A 24,240-nucleotide genomic window follows, 5' to 3' on the forward strand; every position below is an offset into this window, starting at 1 on the left:
CCGCCTGCGGGTGGGGCGGGGCCTGGTTCGGGAGCAGGTTAAGTCCTACGCGCCCGTAGATCAGGCCCAGTGCCGAGGATCACCCCCGAGAGGACGACGGGGGCGCCCGCCCGTGGGACGATGCGGGGCATGGCGGTGGTGTCTTCGGTGATCGTTCCGTACGCGTCCTACCTGCGGGTGTACGAGCCCCTGGCCGCCTTTCCCGAACCCGAGCGCGGCCACTGGCAGCGCTATGTGGAGCGCGGGCGCACCCCGGACGTGCAGGACGAACTCCGGCGCGCGCTGGCCGACTTGGTGCCCACCCCGCCCGTCCCGGTGCCGGTGCACGAGAGCGCCGAGGCGTTCGTGGCGGAGGTCGGCGGCGAGGTGTGCGTCTGCCCGTGGCGGACGCGGCTGCGGGGCTGGCAGGCGCTCGACGGCCTCGCGGGACAGTTCCCCGAGCCGGTCCTCGACGCGCTGCTGCCCGCGGTGGTGCGCCGCCAGGCGGAGGCGGACTACGAGCGGTGGCGGGAGCGGAACCCGGACGCCCGGCCGTGGATCCTGACCAGCGTCTGGCACATCCCTGTGACCTGGTTCACGGTCTTTTCGGGCGAAGAGCGCGAGTATGCACCCGGTGGGGGCGCGACGGCGCCCGTGCTGCGGTACCGCACCCCGATGGTCGAGGCCCGGCGCCGGCTCGCGCGGACGCTGCGGACGGTGCGGGAGCACATCGACGAGGGGCCGCTGACCGAGGGCCTGGTGGATGTCGGGCGGTGGCTGGAGGATTTCCATCCGCGCTCGCTGGTCGAGCTGGACTACGGCGGCCTCGTGCACGCCCTTCCGCACGAGAGTCTTGAGGCGGACCGCTCGGCGGCGGACGTCGCCGAGGGGATCGCCGCGCTGCGGGCCGGCGACGACGACGGCGTGCGGGAGGCGTACGGACGCTTCACGGAGCGCTGGCGGGCCGTCAAGGAGCGCCGGATGGCCAACTGAGGCCCTCCGACGGGTCCTCCCGCGGCCGCGCGGCACGGCTTCAGGACGTAGGTCCTGATCCGGGCCTTTCCCCCAAGCGTGACGGAACGCACTTATCTCGCCCTTGCGTCCAGACCCCACCGTCGTGCCAAAATAGGACAAGGGGTCCGGGGAGGATCCCTTCCGCCCAACTACGGGCGGATTGCTCGGTATTGCTCGCTATGGGGGGTCTGACGACTCCTGATCGCTCTGTGACTGATCGTCACTGTGGCGTGACTGTCCGCTATGGCATGGTCCATCGGCTTCCGTCGCTGATGAACACCTGGGAGGGCAATTCCATCGGTTTGGCCGACGTGGCTGGACGGATGGTGTAGTTGTAGTGCCGAGGACAAGCCGTTCGTCCTATAACCGACTCGGCTCGCGTCCGCCATTTCGGGCAACGCGGGTCAAGGTGCAGAATTTAGAGGAAAGAACCGAGATGGTTCGGTTCTCCCGAGGAGGCCGCTCATGACCGCTCGCACCCCTGATGCCGAGCCGCTGCTGACCCCGGCTGAGGTTGCCACGATGTTCCGCGTGGACCCGAAGACGGTGACCCGCTGGGCCAAGGCCGGCAAGCTCACGTCCATCCGCACGCTGGGTGGGCATCGCCGGTACCGCGAGGCAGAGGTCCGCGCACTGCTGGCGGGTATTCCGCAGCAGCGCAGCGAGGCCTGAACAACACCCCAGTAATCCGGGCATTCCGGGGCCCCCACCCCGGCCACGCCCGCCTATGGCTCCATACGGCGCCCCGCCCGCCCCAACGGGTGGAGTGTCGTCGATCGCGCTGGACTCCGCCGGGTCCAGCGCGATTTTTTTATGTCCGGCCTTGTCCGGCACATCCGGCACCTCCCCCGGGCGCCTCGTGGCGCCCGCGGAGGGACGCCCTCCGCCGGCGCGCGGGGCGGGCCCTTCGAGGGGGTGCAATTGCACATATTAAATCGGGGCGTTGTATGAGAGGTGTAAGTTCATCCGTTCCTGAAACTCATTTCGTGACTCCCGTCACACCCCCAAGTCCCCTCCACTCAGAGCCTTTCACCGCGGGGACGGCCACGCGTCCGCCAATGGTCACCGGTTGGGAGGACTTTCGTCCTCGGGCCGAACGGGCTCGGAAACCTCCATGGCGAGCCGCAGGAGGCGGTGGCAGACCGCGCAGTGCCGGGTGAGGTGGCGATAGCCGAGAGCGGCCGACAGATGGGCACGCAGCAGCGCGCGCGTCTCGTGCCTCGACGATGCCGCCATCCGCCACCTCCTGGGGCAGCCCCCGCTCCCCTTCCTTGCAGGGGTACCGGCGCCGGCGAACGCCGTCAAGACGCCAGGAAGGGCCGCCTCGGCCCCACGGACCACGAGCCCCGCTCCGGCTGCGTCTTCTCGCGGCTCCGCAACGGGGGGGCGGGCTCCAGGGGCCGGGAACGACGAAGCCCCGCTCCCTTGGTGGGAAGCGGGGCTTCGATCTGCTGCGGTCCTGACGGGATTTGAACCCGCGGCCTCCACCTTGACAGGGTGGCGAGCACTCCAAACTGCTCCACAGGACCTTGTTTCGCAGCGCGTTGGTGCCTGGCTGCGAGACAGACTGTACAGCAGGTCAGACGGTCAGGTCGAACTCACTCACAGCGATACCCGCGCTACGGCGCCGCCGCGTCGATCGCCTTCACGATCCGCTTGTCGGAGACCGGGAACGCCGTGCCGAGCGCGTGCGCGAAGTAGCTCACCCGCAGCTCCTCGATCATCCAGCGGATGTCCAGGACCGGCTGCGGAACGGGCCGCCCCCGCGGCAGCTGTTCGAGCAGCCACGCGTACTCGTCCTGCATCTCGTGGACCTTCTCCATGCGGGTGGTGTCGCGCTGGACGGCCGTCGGCATCTGCTGGAGCCTGCGGTCCACCGCGACCAGGTAGCGCATCAGGTCCGGCAGCCGCTTGAGCCCGGTCAGGGTGACGAAGCCCGGCGGCACGAGTGCCGCCAGCTGGGTGCGTACGTCCGCCACGTTCGCGACCAAGGTCAGGCTGTTCGTGGCCTTCAGACGGCGCTCACAGGCCTGCCAGGCCGCCAGGATCTGCTGCACCTGGCCGACCGTGCGCACCGTCGCGTCCACCAGGTCCGCGCGGACCTTGTCGTACAGCCCGCGGAACGATTCCTCGTCCCACGCAGGGCCTCCGTGGTCCGCGATCAGCTTGTCCGCCGCCGCCATGGCGCAGTCGTCGAACAGCGCCTGGATCGAGCCGTGCGGATTGCGCGACAGGGCCAGCTTCTGCTGGTTGGTGAGCTTGTCCGAGGCGAACTTGGCCGGGTTCACCGGGATGTTGAGCAGGATCAGCTTCCGGGTGCCGCGCCACATCGCCTGCCGCTGCTCGGCCTCGGTGTCGAAGAGGCGTACGGAGACGCTCTCGCCCGCGTCCACGAGCGCCGGGAACGCCTTGACCGGCTGGCCGGCCCGGCGCGTCTCGAAGACCTTGGTCAGGGTGCCGATCGTCCAGTCCGTGAGGCCCGAGCGCTCGATGGACTCGCCCGAGGGGCCCGCCGTCGCCGCGGCGGCCTGGGAGAGCGCCTGACGGGCCTTCGGGCGCAGCTGGAGCTTGAGCGCCTCCAGGTCCTTGTCCTCGGCCAGCTTGCGGCGCCGCTCGTCGACGATCCGGAAGGTGATCTTGAGGTGGTCCGGCACCCGGGTCAGGTCGAAGTCGTCGGCCGTGACCGGGACGCCCACCATCCGCTGGAGCTCCCGGGCCAGCGTCACCGGCAGCGGCTCCTGCAACGGCACGGCACGGTCGAGGAACTTCGCGGCGTAGTTCGGCGCCGGCACGTAATGGCGGCGGATCGGCTTGGGCAGGGAGCGGATCAGCTCGGTGACGACCTCTTCGCGCAGGCCCGGGATCTGCCAGTCGAAGCCCTCGTCGGTGATCTGGTTCAGGACCTGGAGCGGTACGTGCACGGTCACGCCGTCCGCGTCCGCGCCCGGTTCGAACTGGTAGGTCACCCGGAACTTCAGCGGGCCCTGGCGCCAGGAGTCCGGATAGTCGTCCTTGGTGACGGCCCCGGCCTTCTCGTTGATGAGCATCTCGCGCTCGAAGTCGAGGAGTTCGGGCTCCTCGCGCTTCTTGTGCTTCCACCACGAGTCGAAGTGCGCTCCCGACACGACGTGGTCGGGCACCCGCCGGTCGTAGAAGTCGAACAGCGTCTCGTCGTCGACGAGGATGTCGCGGCGCCGCGCGCGGTGCTCCAGCTCCTCGACCTCGGTGAGGAGCTTGCGGTTGTCCGAGAAGAACTTGTGGTGGGTGCGCCAGTCGCCCTCGACCAGGGCGTTGCGGATGAACAGGTCGCGCGAGGCCTCGGCGTCGATGCGGCCGTAGTTGACCTTGCGGTTGGCCACGATCGGCACGCCGTACAGGGTGACGCGCTCGTACGCCATCACCGCGGCCTGGTCCTTCTCCCAGTGCGGCTCGCTGTAGGTGCGCTTGACCAGGTGCTCGGCGAGGGGCTCGATCCACTCGGGCTCGATCTTCGCGTTGACCCGGGCCCAGAGCCGGGAGGTCTCCACCAGCTCCGCCGACATCACGAGCTTGGGCTGCTTCTTGAAGAGCGCCGAACCCGGGAAGATCGCGAACTTGGCGCTGCGGGCACCCAGGTACTCGTTCTTGTCGGTGTCCTTCATGCCGATGTGCGAGAGCAGGCCGGCGAGCAGCGAGGTGTGCACCGACTGCTCGGGAGCGTCCTCCTCGTTGAGGTGGATGCCCATCGTCTTGGCGACCGTGCGCAGCTGCGAGTAGATGTCCTGCCACTCGCGGATGCGCAGGAAGTTCAGGTACTCCTGCTTGCACATCCGGCGGAAGCTGGAGGAGCCGCGCTCCTTCTGCTGTTCCCGTACGTAGCGCCACAGGTTGAGGAAGGCCAGGAAGTCGCTGGTCTCGTCCTTGAAGCGGGCGTGCTGCTGGTCGGCCTGCGTCTGCTTCTCGCTGGGGCGCTCGCGCGGGTCCTGGATGGAGAGCGCGGCCGCGATCACCATGACCTCGCGCACGCAGCCGTTCTTGTCGGCCTCCAGGACCATGCGGGCCAGCCGCGGGTCGACCGGAAGCTGGCTGAGCTTGCGGCCCTGCTGGGTGAGGCGCTTCTTCGGGTCCTTCTCCGCCGGGTCCAACGCGCCCAGTTCCTGGAGGAGTTGGACGCCGTCGCGGATGTTGCGGTGGTCCGGCGGGTCGATGAAGGGGAACTTCTCGATGTCGCCGAGGCCGGCCGCGGTCATCTGGAGGATGACGGACGCCAGGTTGGTGCGGAGGATCTCGGCATCCGTGAACTCGGGCCGCGTGACGAAGTCGTCCTCGCTGTACAGCCGGATGCAGATGCCGTCGGACGTACGGCCGCAGCGGCCCTTGCGCTGGTTGGCGCTGGCCTGGCTGACCGGCTCGATCGGCAGGCGCTGCACCTTGGTGCGGTGGCTGTAGCGCGAGATGCGGGCGGTGCCGGGGTCGATGACGTACTTGATGCCGGGGACGGTCAGCGAGGTCTCGGCCACGTTGGTCGCGAGCACGATCCGGCGGCCGCTGTGCTGCTGGAAGACGCGGTGCTGCTCGGCGTGCGAGAGGCGTGCGTAGAGGGGGAGCACCTCGGTCGAGCGGAGGCTCTTCTTGATCAGCGCGTCCGCGGTGTCACGGATCTCGCGCTCGCCGGAGAGGAAGACCAGGATGTCGCCGGGGCCCTCGGCCTGGAGCTCGTCCACGGCGTCGCAGATCGCGGTGATCTGGTCGCGGTCGCTGTCCTCGGAGTCCTCTTCGAGGAGCGGCCGGTACCGCACCTCGACCGGATACGTACGGCCGCTGACCTCGACGATCGGGGCGCTGCCGAAGTGCCGCGAGAACCGCTCGGGGTCGATGGTCGCCGAGGTGATGACGACCTTCAGGTCGGGGCGCTTAGGCAGCAGCTGGGCCAGATAGCCGAGCAGGAAGTCGATGTTGAGGGACCGCTCGTGGGCCTCGTCGATGATGATCGTGTCGTAGGCGCGCAGCTCGCGGTCGGTCTGGATCTCGGCGAGTAGGATGCCGTCGGTCATCAGCTTCACGAAGGTCGCGTTCTGGTCGACCTGGTCGGTGAAGCGGACCTTCCAGCCGACCGCCTCGCCCAGCGGGGTCTTCAGCTCTTCCGCGATGCGGTCCGCGACCGTGCGGGCCGCGAGCCTGCGGGGCTGGGTGTGCCCGATCATGCCGCGCACGCCGCGGCCGAGCTCCATGCAGATCTTGGGGATCTGGGTGGTCTTGCCGGAGCCGGTCTCACCCGCGACGATCACGACCTGGTGGTCGCGTATCGCCTGAAGGATCTCGTCCTTCTTCTGGCTGACCGGGAGCTGCTCGGGGTACGTGACCTCGGGCACGCGGGCGGCCCGCCGGGTGACGCGCTCGGCGGACTTCTGGGCCTCGGCGGCGATCTCGTCGAGCACGGCCTGCCGGGCCTCGGGCTTGCGGATGCGGCGGGCGCCTTCGAGACGGCGGCCCAGGCGGTGGGCGTCGCGCAGCGAGGCACCGTCGAGCAGCGTCTGGAGATCGGCGAAGGAAGTAGACATACCTGGTTCAGGATCTCACCCGCCGAGGACGAGTGGCGAACGCATTTCGCCGCGCTGCGGGCCCCACCCCGTACCATTTCGGGCATGCCCCGCACCCGAGCCCCGCGCCGCCGCCTCACCGCGGTGCTGCTCGGGGTGCTCGGGGTGCTCGCGGTGGCGCTGTGCGGGCCGGTTCAGGCGGCCTCGGCCGCGCCCGCCGCGCCGGTCTCCGCACTGACGCGCACGTCGGCCGCGTCACCGGCGGCGGACGCCTCCGACCGCGGTACGCCGCCCGTCTTCCGGGACCACTCGGGCCCGCCCGGCTGCAAGCAGGGCGGCCGGCACCAGGACTCCGACCCGGCGGCGCCGGTCCGGGTCCGTACCGCCCACGAACAGGCCCCGGTCCTGGAGGACCGGGTCGCCCCCGCCGCGCTCGGCGCGCTGTACGCGGCCCACCGCAACCCGCCGGTGCGCGGGCCCGCGCCCGGCGCGCCCACCCCCGTCGAACTCTCGGTGCTCAGGGTCTAGACGACCGGCCCCGCCCCTGGCGACCGCCCGTCCCCTTCTCGTACTCCTCCTTCCTTTGTACGTCTCGTACGCACCGGAGTTCCGCATGCCCAAGAACACGCCCAAGACCGCGCCCGAGCGCTCCAAGTCCGCCGCCACGCCCGCCAGGTCCCGCAAGCCGTTCCTCATCGGGGCGGCCGTCCTCGTCGCCGCCGGCGTGCTGGGCATGGCGTCCTACCAGGCGACGTCGCCCGGCCCGAAGCCCACCGTCAACGACGCCGCGTCGGCCTCCGAGCCGACGGGCGGCGGCTACCCCGAGCTGGCGAAGCTGGCCCGGCGCGATGCCAAGGACCCGCTCGCCCAGGGCCGGCCGGACGCGCCGGTCGTGATGATCGAGTACGCCGACTTCAAGTGCTCGTACTGCGGGAAGTTCGCCCGCGACACCGAGCCCGCGCTCGTGAAGAAGTACGTCGACGAGGGCACCCTGCGCATCGAGTGGCGCAACTACCCGATCTTCGGCGCCGAGTCGGAGGCGGCCGCGCGCGGGGCGTGGGCGGCGGGTCAGCAGGGCCGGTTCTGGCAGTTCCACGCGGCGGCGTACGCGGAGGGCGCCAAGGAGAAGGGGTTCGGCGGCGACCGTCTGAGGGCGCTGGCCGAGGAGGCGGGCGTGCCGGACGTGGGCCGCTTCGAGCGGGACCTCGCCGGTGACGCGGCGAAGGCGGCGGTGAAGAAGGACCAGGAGGAGGCGTACGGGCTCGGCGCGAGCTCCACGCCCTCCTTCCTCATCAACGGCACGCCGCTCGCGGGCGCCCAGCCCGCGGACTCCTTCGCGCAGGTCATCGACGCGGCGGCGACGCGGGCGGCGAGGTCGGCCGGCGCGGCGGGGCCGGCCGGGGCGGCGGAGAAGTGACCCCGGACGTCGGTTACCTCGCGGCGTTCCTGGGCGGTCTGCTCGCCCTGCTCAGCCCGTGCAGCGCGCTGCTGCTGCCCGCGTTCTTCGCGTACTCGATCTCCAGCCCCACCAAGCTCCTCGCGCGCACCGGGATCTTCTACGCCGGGCTCGCCACGACCCTGGTGCCGCTGGGCGCGGCGGGCTCGTACGCGGGGCGCCTCTTCTACGGCCACCGGGACCAACTGGTGCTGTTCGGCGGCTGGCTGATCATCGCGCTCGGCGTCGCCCAGATCGTCGGCATGGGCTTCGCGAGCCGGCGCATGACGGAGCTGTCGGGGAAGATCCGCCCCACGACCGCGCTCTCGGTGTACGCGCTGGGCGCGGTCTACGGCCTGGCCGGGTTCTGCGCGGGGCCGATCCTGGGGAGCGTCCTGACGGTGGCGGCGGTGAGCGGCAGCCCGGTCTACGGCGGCCTGCTGCTCGCGGTGTACGCGCTGGGCATGGCGGTCCCGCTGTTCCTCCTGGCCCTGCTGTGGGAGCGCTTCGAGCTGGGCCGGCGCGGGTGGCTGCGCGGCCGGGTCCTGCGGCTGGGCTGCCTCGAACTCCACACCACCTCCCTCCTGTCGGGCCTGTTCTTCATCGCGCTGGGCGCGCTGTTCCTGGCGTACGACGGGGCGACGGGGCTGCCGGGCCTGCTCGACGTGGACGACTCGTACGCGGTGGAGGAGTGGACGCGGGGCATCGGCGACGCGGTGCCGAACTGGGCGCTGCTCGTGGCGCTGGTGGCGGTGGCGGGGGTGACGCTCGGCGTACGCGGCCGCCGCGCGCGGGCCCACCCGAGGGAGGAGGAGTAGCGGGCTCCGCCCCAGCCCGGTCCGCGCCCGAAGGGCGCTCGTCCTCAAACGCCGGACGGGCTGGGGATGTCCGTGCCGCCCGGCACCCGTGCCGCTAGGGGCGCGGGGAACTGCGCGAGAAGCGAGCACGGTCCGCAGACGTAGGCAGGGGTTGCTGGGGCTGCTCCGCCCCAGGCCCCGTGTCGCGCCCAAAGGCGCTCGTCCTCAATCGCCGGACGGGCTGAGGATGCCCATGCTGGGCACCCTGCCGGCGCCGGCCTACCTAGGGGCGCGGGGAAGTGCGCGGGCTGAGGGGGCCCCGGCCAAGCACCCTGCCACGGGGGAGCCCCTTTAGAGGCGCGGGGAACTGAACGGGAGGTGGGTGCGGGGCCGGAAACGGCGAAAGCCCCGGCCGGAAGGCTGGGGCTTTCTCTGGTGGCTGGGGCCGGGGTCGAACCGGCGACCTATCGCTTTTCAGGCGATCGCTCGTACCAACTGAGCTACCCAGCCACGTAGCTCACCGAGGTGAACTACAGCGGTCCTGACGGGATTTGAACCCGCGGCCTCCACCTTGACAGGGTGGCGAGCACTCCAAACTGCTCCACAGGACCAAGCTTGCGCGAGACCAAGTCTCGCACAGGATTGTGCGTGCCCCCAACGGGATTCGAACCCGTGCTACCGCCTTGAAAGGGCGGCGTCCTGGGCCACTAGACGATGAGGGCTAATTGGCCCGCCTGGGCGCTTCGCAGCGCGTCGGGGACGTGAGAAGCATATGGGATGCGGAGGGTTTCGCCAAAACGGTTACCCGGGACCCTGCCGGAGCCCCGCTGAACACCCCGCCGCACGGCCGTATCCCCGTGCCTGACCGACAATGGTCGGGTGCTGGAGATGACGCGCGAGGAGTTCGAGGAACTGGTCGGCGAGGCGCTGGACCGCATCCCGCCCGAGCTGACGCGGCTGATGGACAACGTCGCCGTGTTCGTCGAGGACGAGCCGGACCCCGACGATCCCGAACTGCTCGGCCTCTACGAGGGAACCCCGCTCACCGACCGCGGCGAGTGGTACGCCGGTGTCCTCCCCGACCGCATCACCATCTACCGGGGACCCACGCTGCGCATGTGCGGGACGAGGGAAGAGGTCGTCGCCGAGACGGAAGTGACCGTGGTGCACGAGATCGCCCACCACTTCGGCATCGACGACGCCCGCCTCCACGCCCTCGGCTACGGCTGAGCCCCTCGGGAGCCCCTTTGGAGCCCCTTCGTGGCCCGAGTGCCGCCCGCGGCATCCCGCTCGGACGGATGTCGGGCGCAAGCCGGGTGCGCGCCGGGCGTGTCCCCCGTGGGGGCGCGGGAGTTGGAACGAGTGACCCCGCTGCTCCCGTGTTCCGGAGGTGCCCCCGTGCGCCAGTTGACCACCCCTGCCCGCCTGGCCGAGCTGGCCGTGACCGTCCTGGTGCTCACGGCGTCGGCGGGCTGCATGAGCGTGAGCGACGACGAGGGCACGCCGAGGCCCTCCACCTCCGCCGGGCAGCACGGCGAGGCGGCGGCCAGGCCCGACGAGGGCAAGGGCGGGGTGAGCGAGGGCAAGGGGCGTACCGGCAAGCGCGACCCGAAGGCGACCGGCACGGCGGCAGGCACGGCCAGGCCGAGCGGGTCGTCCGCGCCGGGGTCGGCCGCGCCCTCTGCGGGTGTCCACCCGAAGCCGGGCGGCGCGGGCGGCCCCGCCAAGCCCTCGCAGGGTGCCTCGCAGCCGGCCGCGACGCCCACCCGCTCCGACCCGCCTCCGCCGCCGGCCTCGCCGACCCCGCCCCCGGTCTCGCCCCCGCCGCCGGCGTCGCCGTCCACCACGCCGGGAGCCGACACGCACAACAGCGCGCTGCGCAGGAACCAGGCTCCGATTGATCAGGAGCCGACCGCATCACCGCAGGTGGGACCGGTTTAGACGGACTCGGTTTGCCTTAGGGGGGTGGGGGTGCGTATGGTAGTAGATCGTTTGATCCCATTGCCCGGCGCCGACACAGAAGAGCGCCGTGTGGCGCGTACTCTCCCTAGCCGTGGCTGACCGCATTGAGGCGGTCGAATTGCGAATTCACGGAGTTGACGGGCGCGTGCCGAGACTCCGGAAGGTTTCGCATTTCGCATGTCCATTTCCAGCACTGACCACTCCGTCCTGCCCGAGAACGAGAACAACGACTCCGTCGAGGCCGTCGAGAACGACGTCGTCGAGGCCGTAGCGGCTTCCGACGTCATCGAGGTCGTCGAGATCGTCGACGCCGAGGCGGACGCCGTCTCCGAGGCGGACGAGAACGCCGAGCCGACCGTCACCTTCGCGGACCTCGGTCTGCCCGAGGGCGTCGTGCGCAAGCTCGCGCAGAACGGTGTGACCTCCCCCTTCCCGATCCAGGCCGCGACCATCCCGGACGCCCTGGCCGGCAAGGACATCCTCGGCCGTGGCCGCACCGGCTCCGGCAAGACCCTCTCCTTCGGTCTGCCGACCCTGGCCACGCTGGCCGGCGGGCACACCGAGAAGAAGAAGCCCCGCGCGATCATCCTCACGCCGACGCGTGAGCTCGCGATGCAGGTCGCGGACGCGCTCCAGCCCTACGGCGACGTGCTCGGCCTGAAGATGAAGGTCGTCTGCGGCGGTACGTCGATGAGTAACCAGATCTACGCCCTGGAGCGCGGCGTCGACGTCCTCGTCGCCACCCCGGGCCGTCTGCGCGACCTCATCAACCGCGGCGCCTGCTCGCTCGCCAACGTCCAGGTCGCCGTCCTCGACGAGGCCGACCAGATGTCCGACCTGGGCTTCCTGCCCGAGGTCACCGAGCTGCTCGACCAGATCCCCGGCGGCGGCCAGCGGATGCTCTTCTCCGCCACCATGGAGAACGAGATCTCCACGCTGGTCAAGCGCTACCTGACCAACCCCGTCACGCACGAAGTCGACAGCGCGCAGGGCAACGTCTCGACGATGACCCACCACGTCCTCGTCGTGAAGCCGAAGGACAAGGCGCCGGTCACCGCCGCCATCGCCGCCCGCAAGGGCCGCACCATCATCTTCGTCCGCACCCAGCTGGGCGCGGACCGCATCGCCGAGCAGCTCTGCGAGTCGGGCGTGAAGGCCGACGCGCTGCACGGCGGCATGACGCAGGGCGCCCGTACCCGCGTCCTCGAGGACTTCAAGAAGGGCTACGTCAACGCCCTGGTCGCCACCGACGTCGCCGCCCGCGGCATCCACGTCGACGGCATCGACCTGGTCCTCAACGTGGACCCGGCCGGTGACCACAAGGACTACCTGCACCGCTCGGGCCGTACCGCCCGCGCCGGCAAGTCCGGTGTCGTCGTGTCGCTTTCGCTGCCGCACCAGCGCCGCCAGATCTTCCGGCTGATGGAGGACGCGGGCGTCGACGCCTCGCGCCACATCATCCAGAGCGCCGGCGCGTTCGACCCGGAGGTCGCCGAGATCACCGGCGCCCGTTCGCTGACCGAGGTCCAGGCCGACTCCGCGAACAACTCGGCCAAGCAGGCCGAGCGCGAGGTCGCCGAGCTGACCAAGGAGCTGGAGCGTCTGACCCGTCGCGCCGGCGAGCTGCGCGAGGAGGCCGACCGCCTGGTGGCGCGTGCCGCCCGTGAGCGCGGCGAGGACCCGGAGACCGCGGTCGCCGAGGTCGTCGCCGAGGCCGAGGCCGAGGTCGCGGCTGCTGCTGCCGCCGCTGCCGTACCGGCCCAGTCGGAGGCCCGCGACGACCGCGGCAACTTCCAGCGCCGTGACGACCGGGGCAACTTCGACCGTCGCGACAACCGTGGCGGCGACCGCGACAACCGCGGTGGCGACCGTGGCGGCTTCCGTCGCGACGACCGTCCCTCGGGCGGCTTCAACCGTGACCGTCGGGACGACCGCGGCGGCGACCGCGGTGGGTTCCAGCGCCGTGACGACCGTCCCTCCGGCGGCTTCCGTCGCGACGACCGTCCCTCCGGTGGTTTCCGTCGCGACGACCGCCCGTCGGGTGGCTTCAACCGTGACGACCGCGGTGGCGACCGTGGCGGCTTCCGCCGTGACGACCGTCCCTCCGGTGGTTTCCGCCGTGACGACCGCCCGTCGGGTGGCTTCAACCGTGACGACCGCGGTGGCGACCGTGGCGGCTTCCGTCGCGATGACCGTCCCTCGGGCGGCTTCAACCGTGACGACCGTGGCGGCGACCGCGGCTTCAACCGCGACCGTCGTGACGAGCGCCCCTCGGGCGGCTTCAACCGCGGTGGCAGCGACCGTCCGTTCAACCGCGACCGTCGTGACGACCGTCCCTCCGGCGGCGGCTTCCGCTCCGGCCACGACCGCCCCCAGGGCCGCCGTGACGACCACCGTGGCGCCGGCACCGGCACCGGTACCAACACCGGTTCCTTCGGCCGTCGCGACGACAAGCCCCGCTGGAAGCGCAACGGCTGATCGTCCAGCCCGTTCCGCCCGCCTGAGGCCTGACGGCTGACGGCTCATCAGGGCCCGTACCCCACCTGCCCGGTGGCGTACGGGCCCTTTTGCGTGTCCTCGCCCCCGAGGGGTCCAGGAACCGTTCGATTCCGGCCGCCCGTCGGCGCATGCCGTACCCGCCGGTTGGGAATCGCTGGGGGCATGACAAATGACGTCGGCACCACCAGCGGGGGAGTCCCGGGGCCGGACTCGGACGAGGAACGCCTGGCGCAGCTCGGCTACAAGCAGGTCCTCGCGCGCCGCATGTCGGCGTTCTCCAACTACGCCGTCTCGTTCACGATCATCTCGGTGCTCTCGGGCTGCCTGACGATGTACGCGTACGGCATGAAGACCGGCGGCCCGGCCCTCATCACCTGGGGCTGGGTGGCGGTCGGCCTGATGACGCTGATCGTCGGCCTCGCGATGGCCGAGATCTGCTCCGCCTACCCGACCTCGGCCGGCCTGTACTTCTGGGCGCACCGCCTCGCCCCGCCCCGGCACGCCGCCGCGTGGGCGTGGTTCACGGGCTGGTTCAACGTGCTCGGCCAGATCGCGGTGACCGCGGGCGTCGACTTCGGGGCGGCGTCGTTCCTCGGGGCGTACCTGAACCTCCAGTTCGGCTTCGGGGTCACCCCGGCCCGCACGATCCTGCTGTTCGCGGCGATCCTGCTCCTGCACGGCCTCCTGAACACCTTCGGCGTACGCATCGTGGCGGTCCTCAACAGCGTCAGCGTGTGGTGGCACGTGCTGGGCGTGGCGGCGATCGTGGCGGCCCTCGCCCTCGTCCCGGACACGCACCGCTCGACGTCGTTCGTCTTCACCGACTTCGTCAACGAGACGGGCTTCACCAACAGCGTGTACGTGGTCCTGATCGGCCTCCTGATGGCGCAGTACACCTTCACGGGGTACGACGCGTCCGCGCACATGACGGAGGAGACCCACGACGCCTCGACGGCCGGGCCGCGCGGCATCGTCCGCTCCATCTGGACGTCCTGGATAGCCGGCTTCGTCCTGCTCCTCGGCTTCACGTACGCGATCGGTTCGTACGACACCCAACTGAACTCCGACACCGGCGCGCCCCCCGCCCAGATCCTCCTGGACTCCCTCGGCGAGACGGGCGGCAAGCTCCTGCTCCTGGTCGTGATCGGTGCCCAGCTCTTCTGCGGCATGGCGTCGGTGACCGCCAACTCCCGCATGATCTACGCCTTCTCACGCGACGGCGCGCTGCCCTTCTCCCGCCTGTGGCACACGGTGAGCCCGCGCACCCGCACTCCCGTCGCGGCGGTCTGGCTGGCGGCCGGCGCCGCGCTGGTCCTCGGCCTCCCGTACCTGATCAACGTGACGGCGTACGCGGCGGTGACCTCCATCGCGGTGATCGGCCTCTACATCGCGTACGTCATCCCGACCCTGCTGCGCCTGTTCCGCGGCGACGCGTTCGCCCGCGGCCCCTGGCACCTGGGCCGCTGGTCCCGCCCGATCGGCATCGTGGCGGTGGCGTGGGTGGCGGTCATCACCGTCCTGTTCATGCTGCCGCAGGTCTCCCCGGTCACCTGGGAGACCTTCAACTACGCCCCGATCGCGGTCCTGGCGGTCCTGGGCTTCGCGACGGTGTGGTGGGTGGCCTCGGCCCGGCACTGGTTCCTGCGGGACGCGGGGGGCGCGCCGAAGGAGTGACCGCGCCCTGTTCATCCCGCTCTGCCCGACTGTGGGGGGTGCTGTCGGGCCCCGCCCACCCCGCGACGGGCCCGACAACCGATACCCGATCGGCTGCCGGGCGCCGTCCGGCTATGCTCGGGGGTGACTCGCCAAGGGCCATTAGCTCAATTGGCAGAGCAGCGGACTTTTAATCCGTTGGTTGTCGGTTCGAGTCCGACATGGCCTACCGCGAAGCCCCAGCTCAGAAGGATCCGAGCTGGGGCTCCGGTCGTTTTCAGGGGTCTGAGGATCGGCGGCTCGGCCGATGCCCGGCCGAAGTGACATGGATCATGGTCCGCCGCACGAAGGCCCCGACCGGGTCCGCATTCCCGGTCGGGGTCTCCTCGTACCGCCGTCCGGCCGGGCCCGGCGCCAGTCCTCGACCAGCTCGGCGTACCGAGGGTCCGTCCACTCCTGGTTGTCCATGACTACCTCCTGCCTCACAGGCTGGGGGTCACGCCTTCGGCTTGGGGATGATGACGATCTATGAACTGGACTATCGGCTCGGCCTGTTCGCGTGTGCGCGGCACGCCCGCCTTGACCAGCCGTCCCTAGGCTCCCGCAGTCCCTCGCCCGCCTCGGTGGAGGAGGACTGCGCAAGGGAGGGGGGACATAGCTCCCGTGCCCGTGGCCGCGTAGGTCCGCCCTCACGGTGACGTCCGCGACGGGGTGACGTTCGCGACGAGAAGGCCCTCGGCGGGCGGCAGCGCTGAGGGTCCTCTCCATGGCATCGGTTCGAGCGACGGTCAGTCGATGCGCTTCGCGGACTTGATGGAGATCGGGTCGGCGGGAACGTCCCGCATGCCCTTCTTGACGGTGGTGGGGCTGTTCACGATCTGGTCGGCCACCTCCATCCCCTTGGTGACCTTCCCGAAGACGGCGTAGCCGGCGTCCCGGCCGGGGTTGAGGAAGTCGTTGTCGGCGACGCTGATGAAGAACTGGGAGGTCGCCGAGTTCGGGTTGGAGGTGCGGGCCATGGCCAGGGTGCCGCGGGTGTTCAACAGTCCGTTGCTGGCCTCGTTGCGGATCGGGTCGCGGGTGGGCTTCTGCACCATCTGGTCGGTGAAGCCGCCGCCCTGTGCCATGAAGCCGGGGATCACGCGGTGGAAGATCGTGTTGTCGTAGAACCCCGAGTCGACGTACTCAAGGAAGTTCTTCACCGAGATCGGCGCCTTCTCGGCGTTCAGCTCGATCTCGATCTGTCCGAAGCTGGTGTCCAGCAGAACGTGCGGCGTCGTGTCGCTCACGGTGTTCTCCATCTCTCCGAGGGTCGGTTCGATCATCCTAGGGAGCCGGAGCGTAGTCACAGCGTGACCAGCGTGGCAGGCCGCCCGGCACGGACACGACGGTCCTCGGCTGTCCAGGCGGGGGTGGGGGCAGGGCGCGACAGATGGCGGCGCGAGAAGATCTGACCATTTAGCTCGATCGGGGGCGATAGTCCTGATTTGGCAAAGAAACGGACCTCCGGCGTGGACGCTCTTGGGCGAGGTGCCTTCCGTCCTGGGGCACGATCCGGCCCAGGGCGTCATTTGCAGATCCTGGAGGATCTATGCGACACCCCGTCTCCCGTCTGCGCACGCGAGCGTTTGCCGTGGGGCTCACGCTGACAGCGGCCACGCTCCTGCCCTCGGCCTCCGCCGGTGCGGCCGACCAGTACGAGTGGGCCGCGCTGGGCGACTCGTACACCGCCGGCGGGTTCGTCGGAGACCCGCAGCCCGCGCTCGGCGACCCGGACCGCGACGGCTGCGACCGGACCACCAACTCCTATCCCGACGTGGTCGACCGGGAACTCCAAGAGTTCCCCCCGGGCAAGTCCGTCCACCTGACCAATGTCAGCTGCGGCAACGCCGCCATCGCCCACATCGCCAAGGACAAGCAGAAGCCGATCAGCCTGGTCCAGCCCCCGGCCGGCGGCTGGCACGAGGTGGATCCGCAGATCAAGCGGGCCAACCTCAACGACGAGACCGACGTCGTCACGATCGGAGTCGGCGGGAACAGCCTCCCCTTCGGCGGCATGCTCCTCAAGTGCCTCGAAGACGGCAAGGACGGGAAGTCCTGCCGCGAGCACTACACCAATCCCCCCGAGGGGGAGGAGAGCATCCAGGACAAGCTCGCCCGGGTCCAGGACGAGTACATCGAGATGCTGGCCCAGGTGCACCAGGCGGCGCCCAACGCCAAGGTGATCACGGTCGGCTATCCGGCAGTCCTGCCCGAGCAGGGCAGCGAGTGCAACCGCCTCCTGTTCACCGAACTCGGCCCGATCACGCACGCCGACGTCGACTGGCTTCGCGACGACGTCCTCAAGCAGCTGAACAGCACCATCCAGCGGGTCTCGGAATTCTTCGGCGACCGCTACGTCGACGTCTACTCCTCCAGCGTCGGCCACGACGCCTGCCAGCCCGCAGCCACCAAGTGGGTCGAGGGGATCTGCGGCGACGCCGAGGACTACTGGCCCTCCAAGCTCCCCGGCACCCTGGTGAACTGCGGTCTCCTCGGCAAGCGCGTCACCCTGGTCCACCCCAACGCCGCGGGCTACGCCAACACCGCCGCCCACGTCGAACGAGCCATCCGCATCGCCCTGCTCGAACGCTGACCGTACGGATGCCCCGGCACCCGCGCCGCAGAAGTGGCGCGGGTGCCGGGGCAACCTGGCCGACGACCGCACAGCGCACCGCTGTTCAGGGTGAGGGCGGGACGGGCCTCGGTGACGAGCGCGATCCGTTGGACACGGGCACGGCCGCTGCCCATCCCCGCGCCGTGCCCGCGCGGGCGACCGCGCTCACGCTCGCCGCGGGGCGATTTCGCCGATCAACCCGCGGATCCGGGCCTCGATTTCGTCGCGGATCGGACGGACCGCCTCGACGCCCTGCCCGGCGGGGTCGGGCAACTGCCAGTCGAGGTAGTGCTTTCCGGGGAAGACGGGGCAGGTGTCGCCGCAGCCCATCGTGATCACTACGTCGGATGCCCGCACGGCGTCGACGGTGAGGACCTTGGGCACCTCGGCCGACACGTCGATGCCCACCTCGGCCATCGCGGCTACGACGGACGGGTTCACCGTGGCGGCGGGGGCGGACCCCGCGGAGCGCACCTGTACGCGGTCGCCCGCGAGGTGGGTGAGGAACGCGGCGGCCATCTGGGAGCGGCCGGCGTTGTGGACGCAGACGAACAGCACGGAGGGCGGGGCGGCGTCAGACATGGGCGGGGGCCTCCTCGGTCGAGGGCGCGGGAGCGGTGAAGAAGCGGCGGGCGTACAGGGCGACGTGGACGAGGCCGATCAGCACCGGTACTTCGATGAGGGGGCCGACGACTCCGGCGAGCGCCTGCCCGGACGTGGCGCCGAACGTCGCGATGGCCACCGCGATGGCCAACTCGAAGTTGTTGCCCGCAGCGGTGAACGCCAGCGTCGTCGCGCGCGGGTAGCCGAGGCCCACAGCGCGCCCGGCCGCCATGGAGCCGGCCCACATGATCGCGAAGTACGCGAGCAGCGGCAGCGCGATGCGTACGACGTCGAGCGGCCGCGAGGTGATCGCGTCGCCTTGCAGGGCGAAGAGCACGACGATCGTGAACAGCAGCCCGTAGAGGGCGAACGGACCGATCGTCGGGATCAGCTTCGCCTCGTACCAGGCGCGGCCCCTGACCTTTTCGCCGATCCGCCGGGTGAAGTTACCGGCGGCGAGCGGGATGCCGAGGAAGATCAGCACGCTCCGGGCGATCTCCCGCACGGACACGGCGAGGCCGGCCTGCTCCAGGCCGAGCCACCCGGGCAGTACGGACAGGTAGAACCAGCCGAGGGCCGAGAACGCGATCACCTGGAACACCGAGTTCAGCGCGACCAGGACGGCGGCGGCCTCGCGGTCTCCGCAGGCGAGGTCGTTCCAGATGATCACCATGGCGATGCAGCGCGCCAGGCCCACGATGATCAGGCCGGTGCGGTACTCGGGCAGGTCGGGCAGGAACAGCCACGCCAACGCGAACATGAGCGCCGGACCGACGATCCAGTTCAGCAGCAGCGAGGGCAGCAGCAGGCGGCGGTCGCGGGTGACCGTGCCGAGGCGGTCGTACCTCACCTTGGCGAGCACTGGGTACATCATCACCAGCAGGCCGAGCGCGATCGGCAGCGATACCCCGGTCACGGTCACCCGGGCGAGCGCGTCCCCGAGCCCCGGCACCACCCTCCCGAGGCCGAGGCCGACGGCCATCGCCGCGAGGATCCAGAGGGCGAGGTAGCGGTCGAGGAACGAGAGGCGGCCCGCGACCGCTCTCTCGGGTGCGGTGGTCACGACGTCGCCCCGGCCGACCGGGCGGGAGTGGCCGACAGGTCGGTGCCGGGGCGGGTCAGGACGCCCGCCAGGCGGTCGGTCGTCTCGGGAAGCAGCCAGTAGTAGACCCACGTACCGCGCCGCTCGCAGTCGATGAGACCGGCCTGCCGAAGCAGCTTGAGATGGTGCGAGATCGTCGGCTGCGACAGGTCGAACGCCGGGGTCAGGTCGCAGACACAGACCTCGCCGCCGGCACGCGAGGCGATCATCGACAGCAGGCGCAGCCGCACCGGGTCGCCCAGTGCCTTGAACACCTTGGCCAGTTCTCCGGCCTGCTCCTCGTCGAGGGGGGCCGTCAGCAGGCCGGGGCAGCACTCGTCCGTCCCGTCCTGGCCGAGCACCGCAAGCTCTTGATTCGACATGGCTCTATGTTGACGTTTTTCGATTCAAGGCGCAACCTTGAATCGAGGGATGTCAATGCAGCCTGATCCGGGCCTCGCCAGGCCCTGTCATCGAGGAGTGAAGGCCATGAGCGAGCCGTCCAGTGAGCTGCGTGAGACCGTCCGTCGGCGCTACGCCGCCGCAGCCGTGCAGGTCACGCAGGGTGGGAGCGCCTGCTGCGGGCCGGGGGCCATCGAGATCGACGACACCTTCGGCTCCGCCCTGTACGCCGCCGACGAGCGCGACACCCTCCCCGCAGAGGCCGTCGCCGCCTCGCTGGGCTGCGGAAACCCCACCGCCGTCGCCGATCTGCGCGAGGGCGAGCGCGTACTCGACCTCGGATCGGGCGGGGGGATCGACGTACTCCTCTCCGCCCGGCGGGTCGGCCCCACGGGAAGGGCGTACGGCCTGGACATGACGGAGGAGATGCTGGCCCTGGCCCTGGCCAACCGGCGGAAGGCGGGGGCCACGAACGTCGAGTTCCTCAAGGGCACCATCGAAGCCATTCCCCTCCCGGCGGGCACGATCGACGTGGTGATCTCCAACTGCGTGATCAACCTGTCCACCGACAAGCCGGCCGTCTTCGCCGAGGCCTTCCGCGTACTGGCCCCCGGCGGCCGGATCGGCGTCTCGGACGTGGTCGCGGACGACACCCTCACCCCCGGCCTGCGCGCGGAGCGCGGCGACTACGTCGGCTGCATCGCGGGCGCCCTCTCCTTCACCGAATACCGCAGCGGCTTGGAAGCCGCCGGATTCGTCGACGTCGTGATCACCCCCACCCACGCGGTCGCGGACGGAATGCACTCCGCGATCGTCCGGGCCACGAAGCCGGCCGCCGAAGACGCCTGCTGCGGCGTCAAGGCGTGCTGCACGCCCACCGAGCAGGCCGAGGACGCGTCCACCAGCGTGACCGAAGCCAAGACCGCGGCGGGCTGCGGCTGCGTCTGACCCGATGCGCCCGCCCACTCCGTGCGGCGGTGTGCGAGTTCAGTTCGCGGCCAACTGGGCCTGGCGATCAGCGAGTTGGCCGCGCTACGCTCGTACGAGCGAGACGGGGTGTCTCGCGTGAAAGTCGGGTGGGACGACGGCAACGAGGACCGTCTCAAGAGGCCGCCCGGCTGAGCTCTCCCAGGACCGGTGGACGCACGGGGGCGCCGCGGGTGGAGCTGTTTACTTGTGAGCGCTTTGAGCGTCCAAAGCCTCAGTTGGGCCATATTCATGTGGCCGAGCTGAGGCGACCCTGTCATCGGTTCGGCCGCCCTCTCGAAAGGGATGCGGACCGGTGAAACTTTCCCCCCTCGCCGCGCAGGTGCTCGTCCTCCTCCTGGCGGTGGTCTCCTCCACGCTCGTCGCCGGTGTCGCCGGTGTGCTGAGCTTCGCGGCCGGCTCGGGCATCGCCGCCTCGGTGCTCTACGGCGGCGGCGCGTTCCTCCTGGTGATGACGTTCTGCGTCACCCTCCTCACGGCCCTCGGGCTCCTCGGCGGGGCCGGGACCGCCGGGTAAATGGTTCAGAGCACCCCTCGCCATGGCGTACAGTTGTGTTTACCGACGCGGGGTGGAGCAGCTCGGTAGCTCGCTGGGCTCATAACCCAGAGGTCGCAGGTTCAAATCCTGTCCCCGCTACTGAACGAAGAGGCCCGGCACTTGTTTCAAGTGCCGGGCCTCTTCGCGTTCCCGGAGCCTCCGGGCGACGGTTGACCTTGACGTAGCGTCAAGATCTAGCGTGGTCGTCGTGAACGGCAAGGAATGGTCGATCCAGGAGATCGCCAAGAAGGCCGGGACGACGAGCCGCACCCTGCGCCACTACGGGGAGCTCGGCCTGCTCGTCCCCAGCCGGATCGGAAGCAACGGCTACCGCTATTACGACCAGGCCGCCCTCGTCCGGCTCCAGCGCGTCCTGCTCCTTCGGGAGCTGGGGCTCTCGCTGCCCGTCATCGGCGAGGTCCTGGAGGGCGAACGCGATCCCGCCGCCGCCCTGCGGACCCATCTGCGCCTGCTCGAACAGGAGCGGGAGCGCATCGCCCGGCAGATCGCCTCCGTACGGACCACCTTGCACAAGACCGAGGAGGGAGCGGAGCTCATGGCCGAGGAAGTCTTCGACGGGTTCGACCACACGCGGTACGAGGAGGAGGTGAGCCGGCGCTGGGGGAGGGCCGCGTACGAGAAGGGCGACCGCTGGTGGCGCTCGCTGACCGACGAGCAGAAGCGGGGGTTCCGGCGCGAGCACGACGACATCGCCCGCGACTGGGGGCGGGCCCGCGCCGACGGGGCGCCCGTCGACGGTGAGGTGGCCCAGGACATCGCCCGGCGCCATGTCGCCTGGCTGTCCACCACGACCGACGTCGGCAGGTCGTACGTGACCGGGCTCGGCCGGATGTACGTCGACGACCCGCGCTTCGCCGCCACCTACGACGAGCACGGCGAGGGCACGGCGGTCTTCGTACGGGACGCCCTCGCGGTGTACGCGGAGCGCCACCTCACGGACGGCCCGGCGACCGGGGGCGCGTGCCCGGAGTAGTCTCGCGTGCACGATGAGTGAGTGCGGAGGCGCGGGGCGACGACGGGCGGCGCGGCGGAAGGTGCCTGCGGCGCTGCTCCCGCTCGTGTTCTGCGTACTCTCCGCGCTCGTCCTGAGCGGCTGCCAGGGACGGAGTGCCGGGCTCGTCCCCGCGGCCGTGCCCCGCCCCGTCAAGGAGGCGACGACCCGGCCCTCGCCGGGCCCCGCGGGGTGCCGGCTCAACCGCGGCGGCTGGGCCGAGCTGCCCTGCGTACCCGATCAGGGCACCCACCACCGTCACACCCTGGGGAGCTGCGCGCGGGGCCGCCCGGGACCCCATCGGTGCCGAAGGCGCTGAGCCGCCGGCGCCGGTGAAACGCGGTGACCCCGTTGGGCGCGTCCGAGTCGACGCCGGGCCTGTCAGGGGCCAGTCTGGACTGGTGCGGCAGCGAGCGGAAGGCGAAGGGCGCCTGGTACGGGTGCTACCCGTGCTCCTGGTCGTCGTCGGCTTCGCCTTCGACGCCTCCACACCGCCCGAGCTGACCGCCGCCGCGCTGTTCGCGGGCGCGCCGGTGGCGGCCGCGCCGTTCTACTCGGAGCGCGGTACCGCCGCCGTGGGCCTCGGCTCGGTCCTCGCCGTGGTGGCGCTCTGGTTCATACACGACCTCCCCAACCTCGGCGAAGGCGCGAGCGAGCTGTTCACCGTGCTCACGGTGAGCGCGCTCGCCCTCGTCATCAACCGCATCCTGCGCCGCAGCGGCGAACAGCTCGCCTCCGCCCGGGTCATCGCGGAGACCGCACAGCGCGCCGTGCTGCCCACGCCCGCCGCCCGGATCGGCGGACTGCACGTCGCCGCGCGGTACGAGGCCGCGCAGGCGGACGCGTTCATCGGCGGGGACCTCTTCGCCGTGCAGGAGACCCCGTACGGGGTGCGGCTCATCGTCGGTGACGTCCGGGGCAAGGGGCTCCAGGCGGTGGAGGCCGTCGCCGTGGTGATCGGCGCGTTCCGGGAGGCCGCCGAGCAGGAGTCGTCCCTGGAGGCGGTGACCGAGCGTCTGGAGCGGGCGCTGGCCCGCGAGGGCACCCGGCGCGACCGGCTCGACGCGGTCGAGGGGTTCACGACGGCGCTGCTCGCCGAGATCCCGCGCGGCGACGGCACCGTACGCCTGGTGAACCGGGGCCATCCCGAGCCGTTCATGCTCCACCGGGACGGGTCGCTCGACGTGCTCGCGCCGAGCGAGCCCGCGCTGCCGCTCGGCATGGCCGACCTCGGGGTGTGGCCGGACCGTTCGGACGTACGGGCCTTCCCCGCCGGCTCCACGCTGCTGCTCTACACGGACGGGCTCTCCGAGGCGCGCGACGGGACGGGCGCCTTCTACAAGCCCGCCACCCGGCTGCGCGGCGCGATCTTCCCGGGCCCGGACGAGGTCCTGGACGCGCTGGTCGACGACGTACGCCGCTACACGGGCGGCGGCACCAGCGACGACATGGCGCTGCTCGCGGTGGCGCGTCCCGCCGAGGGCCAGCCGGACCGGCGCCGCACGATCAAGATCGTGAAGTGAAGTGAAGTGAAGTGAAGTGAAGTGAAGTGAAGTGAAGTGAAGTGAGGGGAGAGGAGAGGAGAGGAGAGGAGAGGAGAGGTAGGAGGTGGGGCGGCGCGGGCGCGGGCGCGGGGGCGGGGCGCGGGGGGCCGGGGTTCGGGCTTCACGGTGCGTGGCCGAAGGGTCTCGCTCCGCATAACAATTGACACACCGTCAGAAGCTTGATGTTTGAGCGGGTGTGACGGAGGAGATGGTGAGGGGCCGTCAACTCGCCCGGTTTGCCCCGACAGCCGCCGCTAAGTCCGGGCCAAGGGCGTTAACGATCAGTGGGAACAGCTTGGAATCCGCCCCCGCTGTCTATTAACGTTCGATAACGCAGCGCGGCCGTACCAGCCGTCGCCAAGGCGGCACCGCGCGCCTGCGCCGAATCCCCTTCGGGGAACCGGGGAACCACCAACTTGGGGTGAATCGGACGTCCGTCATGGGCGCTCGTAGGAGAACTTCCTGCTCCGAATCCGCCCCCTCGGGCCTGACGGCCAGGGGGGACCCCCATCGCCAACCGGTAGGCGAGAAGGACGGAAAGGAGCGCGCCTCAGTGGCG

At 70.6% G+C, this 24,240-nt stretch carries 20 protein-coding genes, 6 tRNA genes and 1 riboswitch; of the genes, 16 read left to right on the forward strand and 10 right to left on the reverse strand.

Going from position 1 to position 24,240, the window contains the following annotated elements; translation table 11 throughout:
* Window positions 1-129: 129 nt before the first annotated feature.
* Together OOJ98_RS31160 and bldC are read left to right on the forward strand one after the other, a co-directional pair.
* The gene (locus OOJ98_RS31160) at window positions 130-972 is read left to right on the forward strand and encodes a hypothetical protein (RefSeq protein WP_267058464.1); all 843 of its coding nucleotides are present in this window, start codon (window positions 130-132) and stop codon (window positions 970-972) included.
* Window positions 973-1,458: 486 nt separating this feature from the next.
* Window positions 1,459-1,665 (forward strand): developmental transcriptional regulator BldC, encoded by a 207-nt coding sequence (gene bldC / locus OOJ98_RS31165; protein ID WP_003949541.1) that lies wholly within the window; start codon window positions 1,459-1,461, stop codon window positions 1,663-1,665.
* A gap of 390 nt (window positions 1,666-2,055) precedes the next feature.
* Here the strand turns inward: bldC and OOJ98_RS31170 are convergent, their stop codons facing one another.
* The 3 genes from OOJ98_RS31170 to hrpA all read right to left on the reverse strand — a co-directional run bounded on the left by OOJ98_RS31170 (window position 2,056) and on the right by hrpA (window position 6,533).
* Window positions 2,056-2,229, reverse strand: a complete 174-nt coding sequence (locus tag OOJ98_RS31170) for a DUF6274 family protein (protein WP_267058465.1) — start codon at window positions 2,227-2,229, stop codon at window positions 2,056-2,058.
* 218 nt (window positions 2,230-2,447) lie between these two features.
* Window positions 2,448-2,522 (reverse strand) — tRNA-Asp (locus OOJ98_RS31175).
* A gap of 90 nt (window positions 2,523-2,612) precedes the next feature.
* A complete protein-coding gene (gene hrpA, locus OOJ98_RS31180) occupies window positions 2,613-6,533 on the reverse strand; it encodes an ATP-dependent RNA helicase HrpA (RefSeq protein WP_267058466.1) in 3,921 nt (1,306 codons plus the stop codon).
* Window positions 6,534-6,617: 84 nt separating this feature from the next.
* On the opposite strand from hrpA, the gene OOJ98_RS31185 reads away from it, so the two are divergent.
* The 3 genes from OOJ98_RS31185 to OOJ98_RS31195 all read left to right on the forward strand — a co-directional run bounded on the left by OOJ98_RS31185 (window position 6,618) and on the right by OOJ98_RS31195 (window position 8,765).
* Window positions 6,618-7,040 (forward strand): hypothetical protein, encoded by a 423-nt coding sequence (locus tag OOJ98_RS31185; RefSeq protein WP_267058467.1) that lies wholly within the window; start codon window positions 6,618-6,620, stop codon window positions 7,038-7,040.
* An 85-nt stretch (window positions 7,041-7,125) separates the two neighbouring features.
* The gene (locus OOJ98_RS31190) at window positions 7,126-7,929 is read left to right on the forward strand and encodes a thioredoxin domain-containing protein (protein ID WP_267058468.1); all 804 of its coding nucleotides are present in this window, start codon (window positions 7,126-7,128) and stop codon (window positions 7,927-7,929) included.
* Window positions 7,926-8,765 carry a cytochrome c biogenesis CcdA family protein gene (locus OOJ98_RS31195; protein WP_267058469.1) on the forward strand — a complete coding sequence of 280 codons (840 nt, stop codon included), beginning with the start codon at window positions 7,926-7,928 and terminating at the stop codon, window positions 8,763-8,765. The genes OOJ98_RS31190 and OOJ98_RS31195 overlap by 4 nt, the downstream gene beginning before the upstream one ends.
* A gap of 412 nt (window positions 8,766-9,177) precedes the next feature.
* On the opposite strand, the gene OOJ98_RS31200 is transcribed toward OOJ98_RS31195, so the two are convergent.
* The 3 genes from OOJ98_RS31200 to OOJ98_RS31210 form a co-directional block, all read right to left on the reverse strand.
* A tRNA-Phe gene (locus OOJ98_RS31200) sits at window positions 9,178-9,254 on the reverse strand.
* Window positions 9,255-9,280: 26 nt separating this feature from the next.
* Window positions 9,281-9,355, reverse strand: a tRNA-Asp gene (locus OOJ98_RS31205).
* A 38-nt stretch (window positions 9,356-9,393) separates the two neighbouring features.
* Window positions 9,394-9,466, reverse strand: a tRNA-Glu gene (locus OOJ98_RS31210).
* A gap of 157 nt (window positions 9,467-9,623) precedes the next feature.
* Here OOJ98_RS31210 and OOJ98_RS31215 point away from each other — a divergent pair.
* The 5 genes from OOJ98_RS31215 (at window position 9,624) to OOJ98_RS31235 (ending at window position 15,087) form a co-directional block, all read left to right on the forward strand.
* Window positions 9,624-9,974 (forward strand): metallopeptidase family protein, encoded by a 351-nt coding sequence (locus OOJ98_RS31215; protein ID WP_267058470.1) that lies wholly within the window; start codon window positions 9,624-9,626, stop codon window positions 9,972-9,974.
* A gap of 168 nt (window positions 9,975-10,142) precedes the next feature.
* Window positions 10,143-10,685 (forward strand): hypothetical protein, encoded by a 543-nt coding sequence (locus OOJ98_RS31220; RefSeq protein WP_267058471.1) that lies wholly within the window; start codon window positions 10,143-10,145, stop codon window positions 10,683-10,685.
* 198 nt (window positions 10,686-10,883) lie between these two features.
* Window positions 10,884-13,184, forward strand: a complete 2,301-nt coding sequence (locus OOJ98_RS31225) for a DEAD/DEAH box helicase (RefSeq protein ID WP_267058472.1) — start codon at window positions 10,884-10,886, stop codon at window positions 13,182-13,184.
* A gap of 183 nt (window positions 13,185-13,367) precedes the next feature.
* Window positions 13,368-14,879, forward strand: coding sequence for an amino acid permease (locus OOJ98_RS31230; protein ID WP_267058473.1), 1,512 nt, complete (start codon window positions 13,368-13,370; stop codon window positions 14,877-14,879).
* 135 nt (window positions 14,880-15,014) lie between these two features.
* A tRNA-Lys gene (locus OOJ98_RS31235) sits at window positions 15,015-15,087 on the forward strand.
* A gap of 559 nt (window positions 15,088-15,646) precedes the next feature.
* Here the strand turns inward: OOJ98_RS31235 and OOJ98_RS31240 are convergent.
* Window positions 15,647-16,147: a peptidylprolyl isomerase gene (locus OOJ98_RS31240; protein WP_323177954.1), complete on the reverse strand. Its 501-nt coding sequence runs from the start codon at window positions 16,145-16,147 to the stop codon at window positions 15,647-15,649.
* 344 nt (window positions 16,148-16,491) lie between these two features.
* Between OOJ98_RS31240 and OOJ98_RS31245 the strand changes: the two genes are divergently transcribed.
* Window positions 16,492-17,493: an SGNH/GDSL hydrolase family protein gene (locus OOJ98_RS31245; RefSeq protein ID WP_267058474.1), complete on the forward strand. Its 1,002-nt coding sequence runs from the start codon at window positions 16,492-16,494 to the stop codon at window positions 17,491-17,493.
* A 186-nt stretch (window positions 17,494-17,679) separates the two neighbouring features.
* Here OOJ98_RS31245 and OOJ98_RS31250 read toward each other — a convergent pair whose 3' ends face one another.
* From OOJ98_RS31250 to OOJ98_RS31260, 3 genes are read right to left on the reverse strand one after another with little or no spacing between them, the layout of a single operon-like run.
* Window positions 17,680-18,096 carry an arsenate reductase ArsC gene (locus OOJ98_RS31250; protein ID WP_267058475.1) on the reverse strand — a complete coding sequence of 139 codons (417 nt, stop codon included), beginning with the start codon at window positions 18,094-18,096 and terminating at the stop codon, window positions 17,680-17,682.
* Complete coding sequence (arsB, locus tag OOJ98_RS31255; RefSeq protein WP_267058476.1) at window positions 18,089-19,180, reverse strand: ACR3 family arsenite efflux transporter; 1,092 nt, start codon at window positions 19,178-19,180, stop codon at window positions 18,089-18,091. Before arsB ends, OOJ98_RS31250 begins: the two co-directional genes overlap by 8 nt.
* Window positions 19,177-19,581, reverse strand: coding sequence for a helix-turn-helix transcriptional regulator (locus tag OOJ98_RS31260; RefSeq protein ID WP_267058477.1), 405 nt, complete (start codon window positions 19,579-19,581; stop codon window positions 19,177-19,179). The genes arsB and OOJ98_RS31260 overlap by 4 nt, the downstream gene beginning before the upstream one ends.
* Before the next feature lie 106 nt (window positions 19,582-19,687).
* On the opposite strand from OOJ98_RS31260, the gene arsM reads away from it, so the two are divergent.
* The 5 genes from arsM (at window position 19,688) to OOJ98_RS31285 (ending at window position 23,660) form a co-directional block, all read left to right on the forward strand.
* Entirely contained in the window at window positions 19,688-20,548 is an 861-nt protein-coding gene (arsM, locus tag OOJ98_RS31265) for an arsenite methyltransferase (RefSeq protein WP_267058478.1), read from the forward strand.
* A gap of 334 nt (window positions 20,549-20,882) precedes the next feature.
* A complete protein-coding gene (locus OOJ98_RS31270; protein WP_267058479.1) occupies window positions 20,883-21,104 on the forward strand; it encodes a hypothetical protein in 222 nt (73 codons plus the stop codon).
* Between the two features lie 46 nt (window positions 21,105-21,150).
* Window positions 21,151-21,224: transfer RNA gene (locus OOJ98_RS31275), tRNA-Met, on the forward strand.
* A 109-nt stretch (window positions 21,225-21,333) separates the two neighbouring features.
* Complete coding sequence (locus OOJ98_RS31280; RefSeq protein ID WP_267058480.1) at window positions 21,334-22,119, forward strand: MerR family transcriptional regulator; 786 nt, start codon at window positions 21,334-21,336, stop codon at window positions 22,117-22,119.
* A 419-nt stretch (window positions 22,120-22,538) separates the two neighbouring features.
* Window positions 22,539-23,660: a PP2C family protein-serine/threonine phosphatase gene (locus tag OOJ98_RS31285; RefSeq protein WP_267058481.1), complete on the forward strand. Its 1,122-nt coding sequence runs from the start codon at window positions 22,539-22,541 to the stop codon at window positions 23,658-23,660.
* Between the two features lie 390 nt (window positions 23,661-24,050).
* Window positions 24,051-24,188: riboswitch (cyclic di-AMP (ydaO/yuaA leader) on the forward strand.
* The last annotated feature ends 52 nt before the right edge of the window (window positions 24,189-24,240 follow it).

Origin of the sequence: Streptomyces sp. NBC_00083 (assembly GCF_026343295.1) — a bacterium.
Lineage (GTDB): Bacteria > Actinomycetota > Actinomycetes > Streptomycetales > Streptomycetaceae > Streptomyces.

Bases quoted from the DNA above. Each gene is read 5' to 3' on its own strand.
- OOJ98_RS31260 (WP_267058477.1), bottom strand. From the start codon at position 19,581: ATGTCGAATCAAGAGCTTGCGGTGCTCGGCCAGGACGGGACGGACGAG.
- OOJ98_RS31185 (WP_267058467.1), top strand. From the start codon at position 6,618: ATGCCCCGCACCCGAGCCCCGCGCCGCCGCCTCACCGCGGTGCTGCTC.
- hrpA (WP_267058466.1), bottom strand. From the start codon at position 6,533: ATGTCTACTTCCTTCGCCGATCTCCAGACGCTGCTCGACGGTGCCTCG.
- OOJ98_RS31160 (WP_267058464.1), top strand. From the start codon at position 130: ATGGCGGTGGTGTCTTCGGTGATCGTTCCGTACGCGTCCTACCTGCGG.
- OOJ98_RS31170 (WP_267058465.1), bottom strand. From the start codon at position 2,229: ATGGCGGCATCGTCGAGGCACGAGACGCGCGCGCTGCTGCGTGCCCAT.
- OOJ98_RS31190 (WP_267058468.1), top strand. From the start codon at position 7,126: ATGCCCAAGAACACGCCCAAGACCGCGCCCGAGCGCTCCAAGTCCGCC.
- arsM (WP_267058478.1), top strand. From the start codon at position 19,688: ATGAGCGAGCCGTCCAGTGAGCTGCGTGAGACCGTCCGTCGGCGCTAC.
- bldC (WP_003949541.1), top strand. From the start codon at position 1,459: ATGACCGCTCGCACCCCTGATGCCGAGCCGCTGCTGACCCCGGCTGAG.
- OOJ98_RS31250 (WP_267058475.1), bottom strand. From the start codon at position 18,096: ATGTCTGACGCCGCCCCGCCCTCCGTGCTGTTCGTCTGCGTCCACAAC.
- OOJ98_RS31230 (WP_267058473.1), top strand. From the start codon at position 13,368: ATGACAAATGACGTCGGCACCACCAGCGGGGGAGTCCCGGGGCCGGAC.
- OOJ98_RS31225 (WP_267058472.1), top strand. From the start codon at position 10,884: ATGTCCATTTCCAGCACTGACCACTCCGTCCTGCCCGAGAACGAGAAC.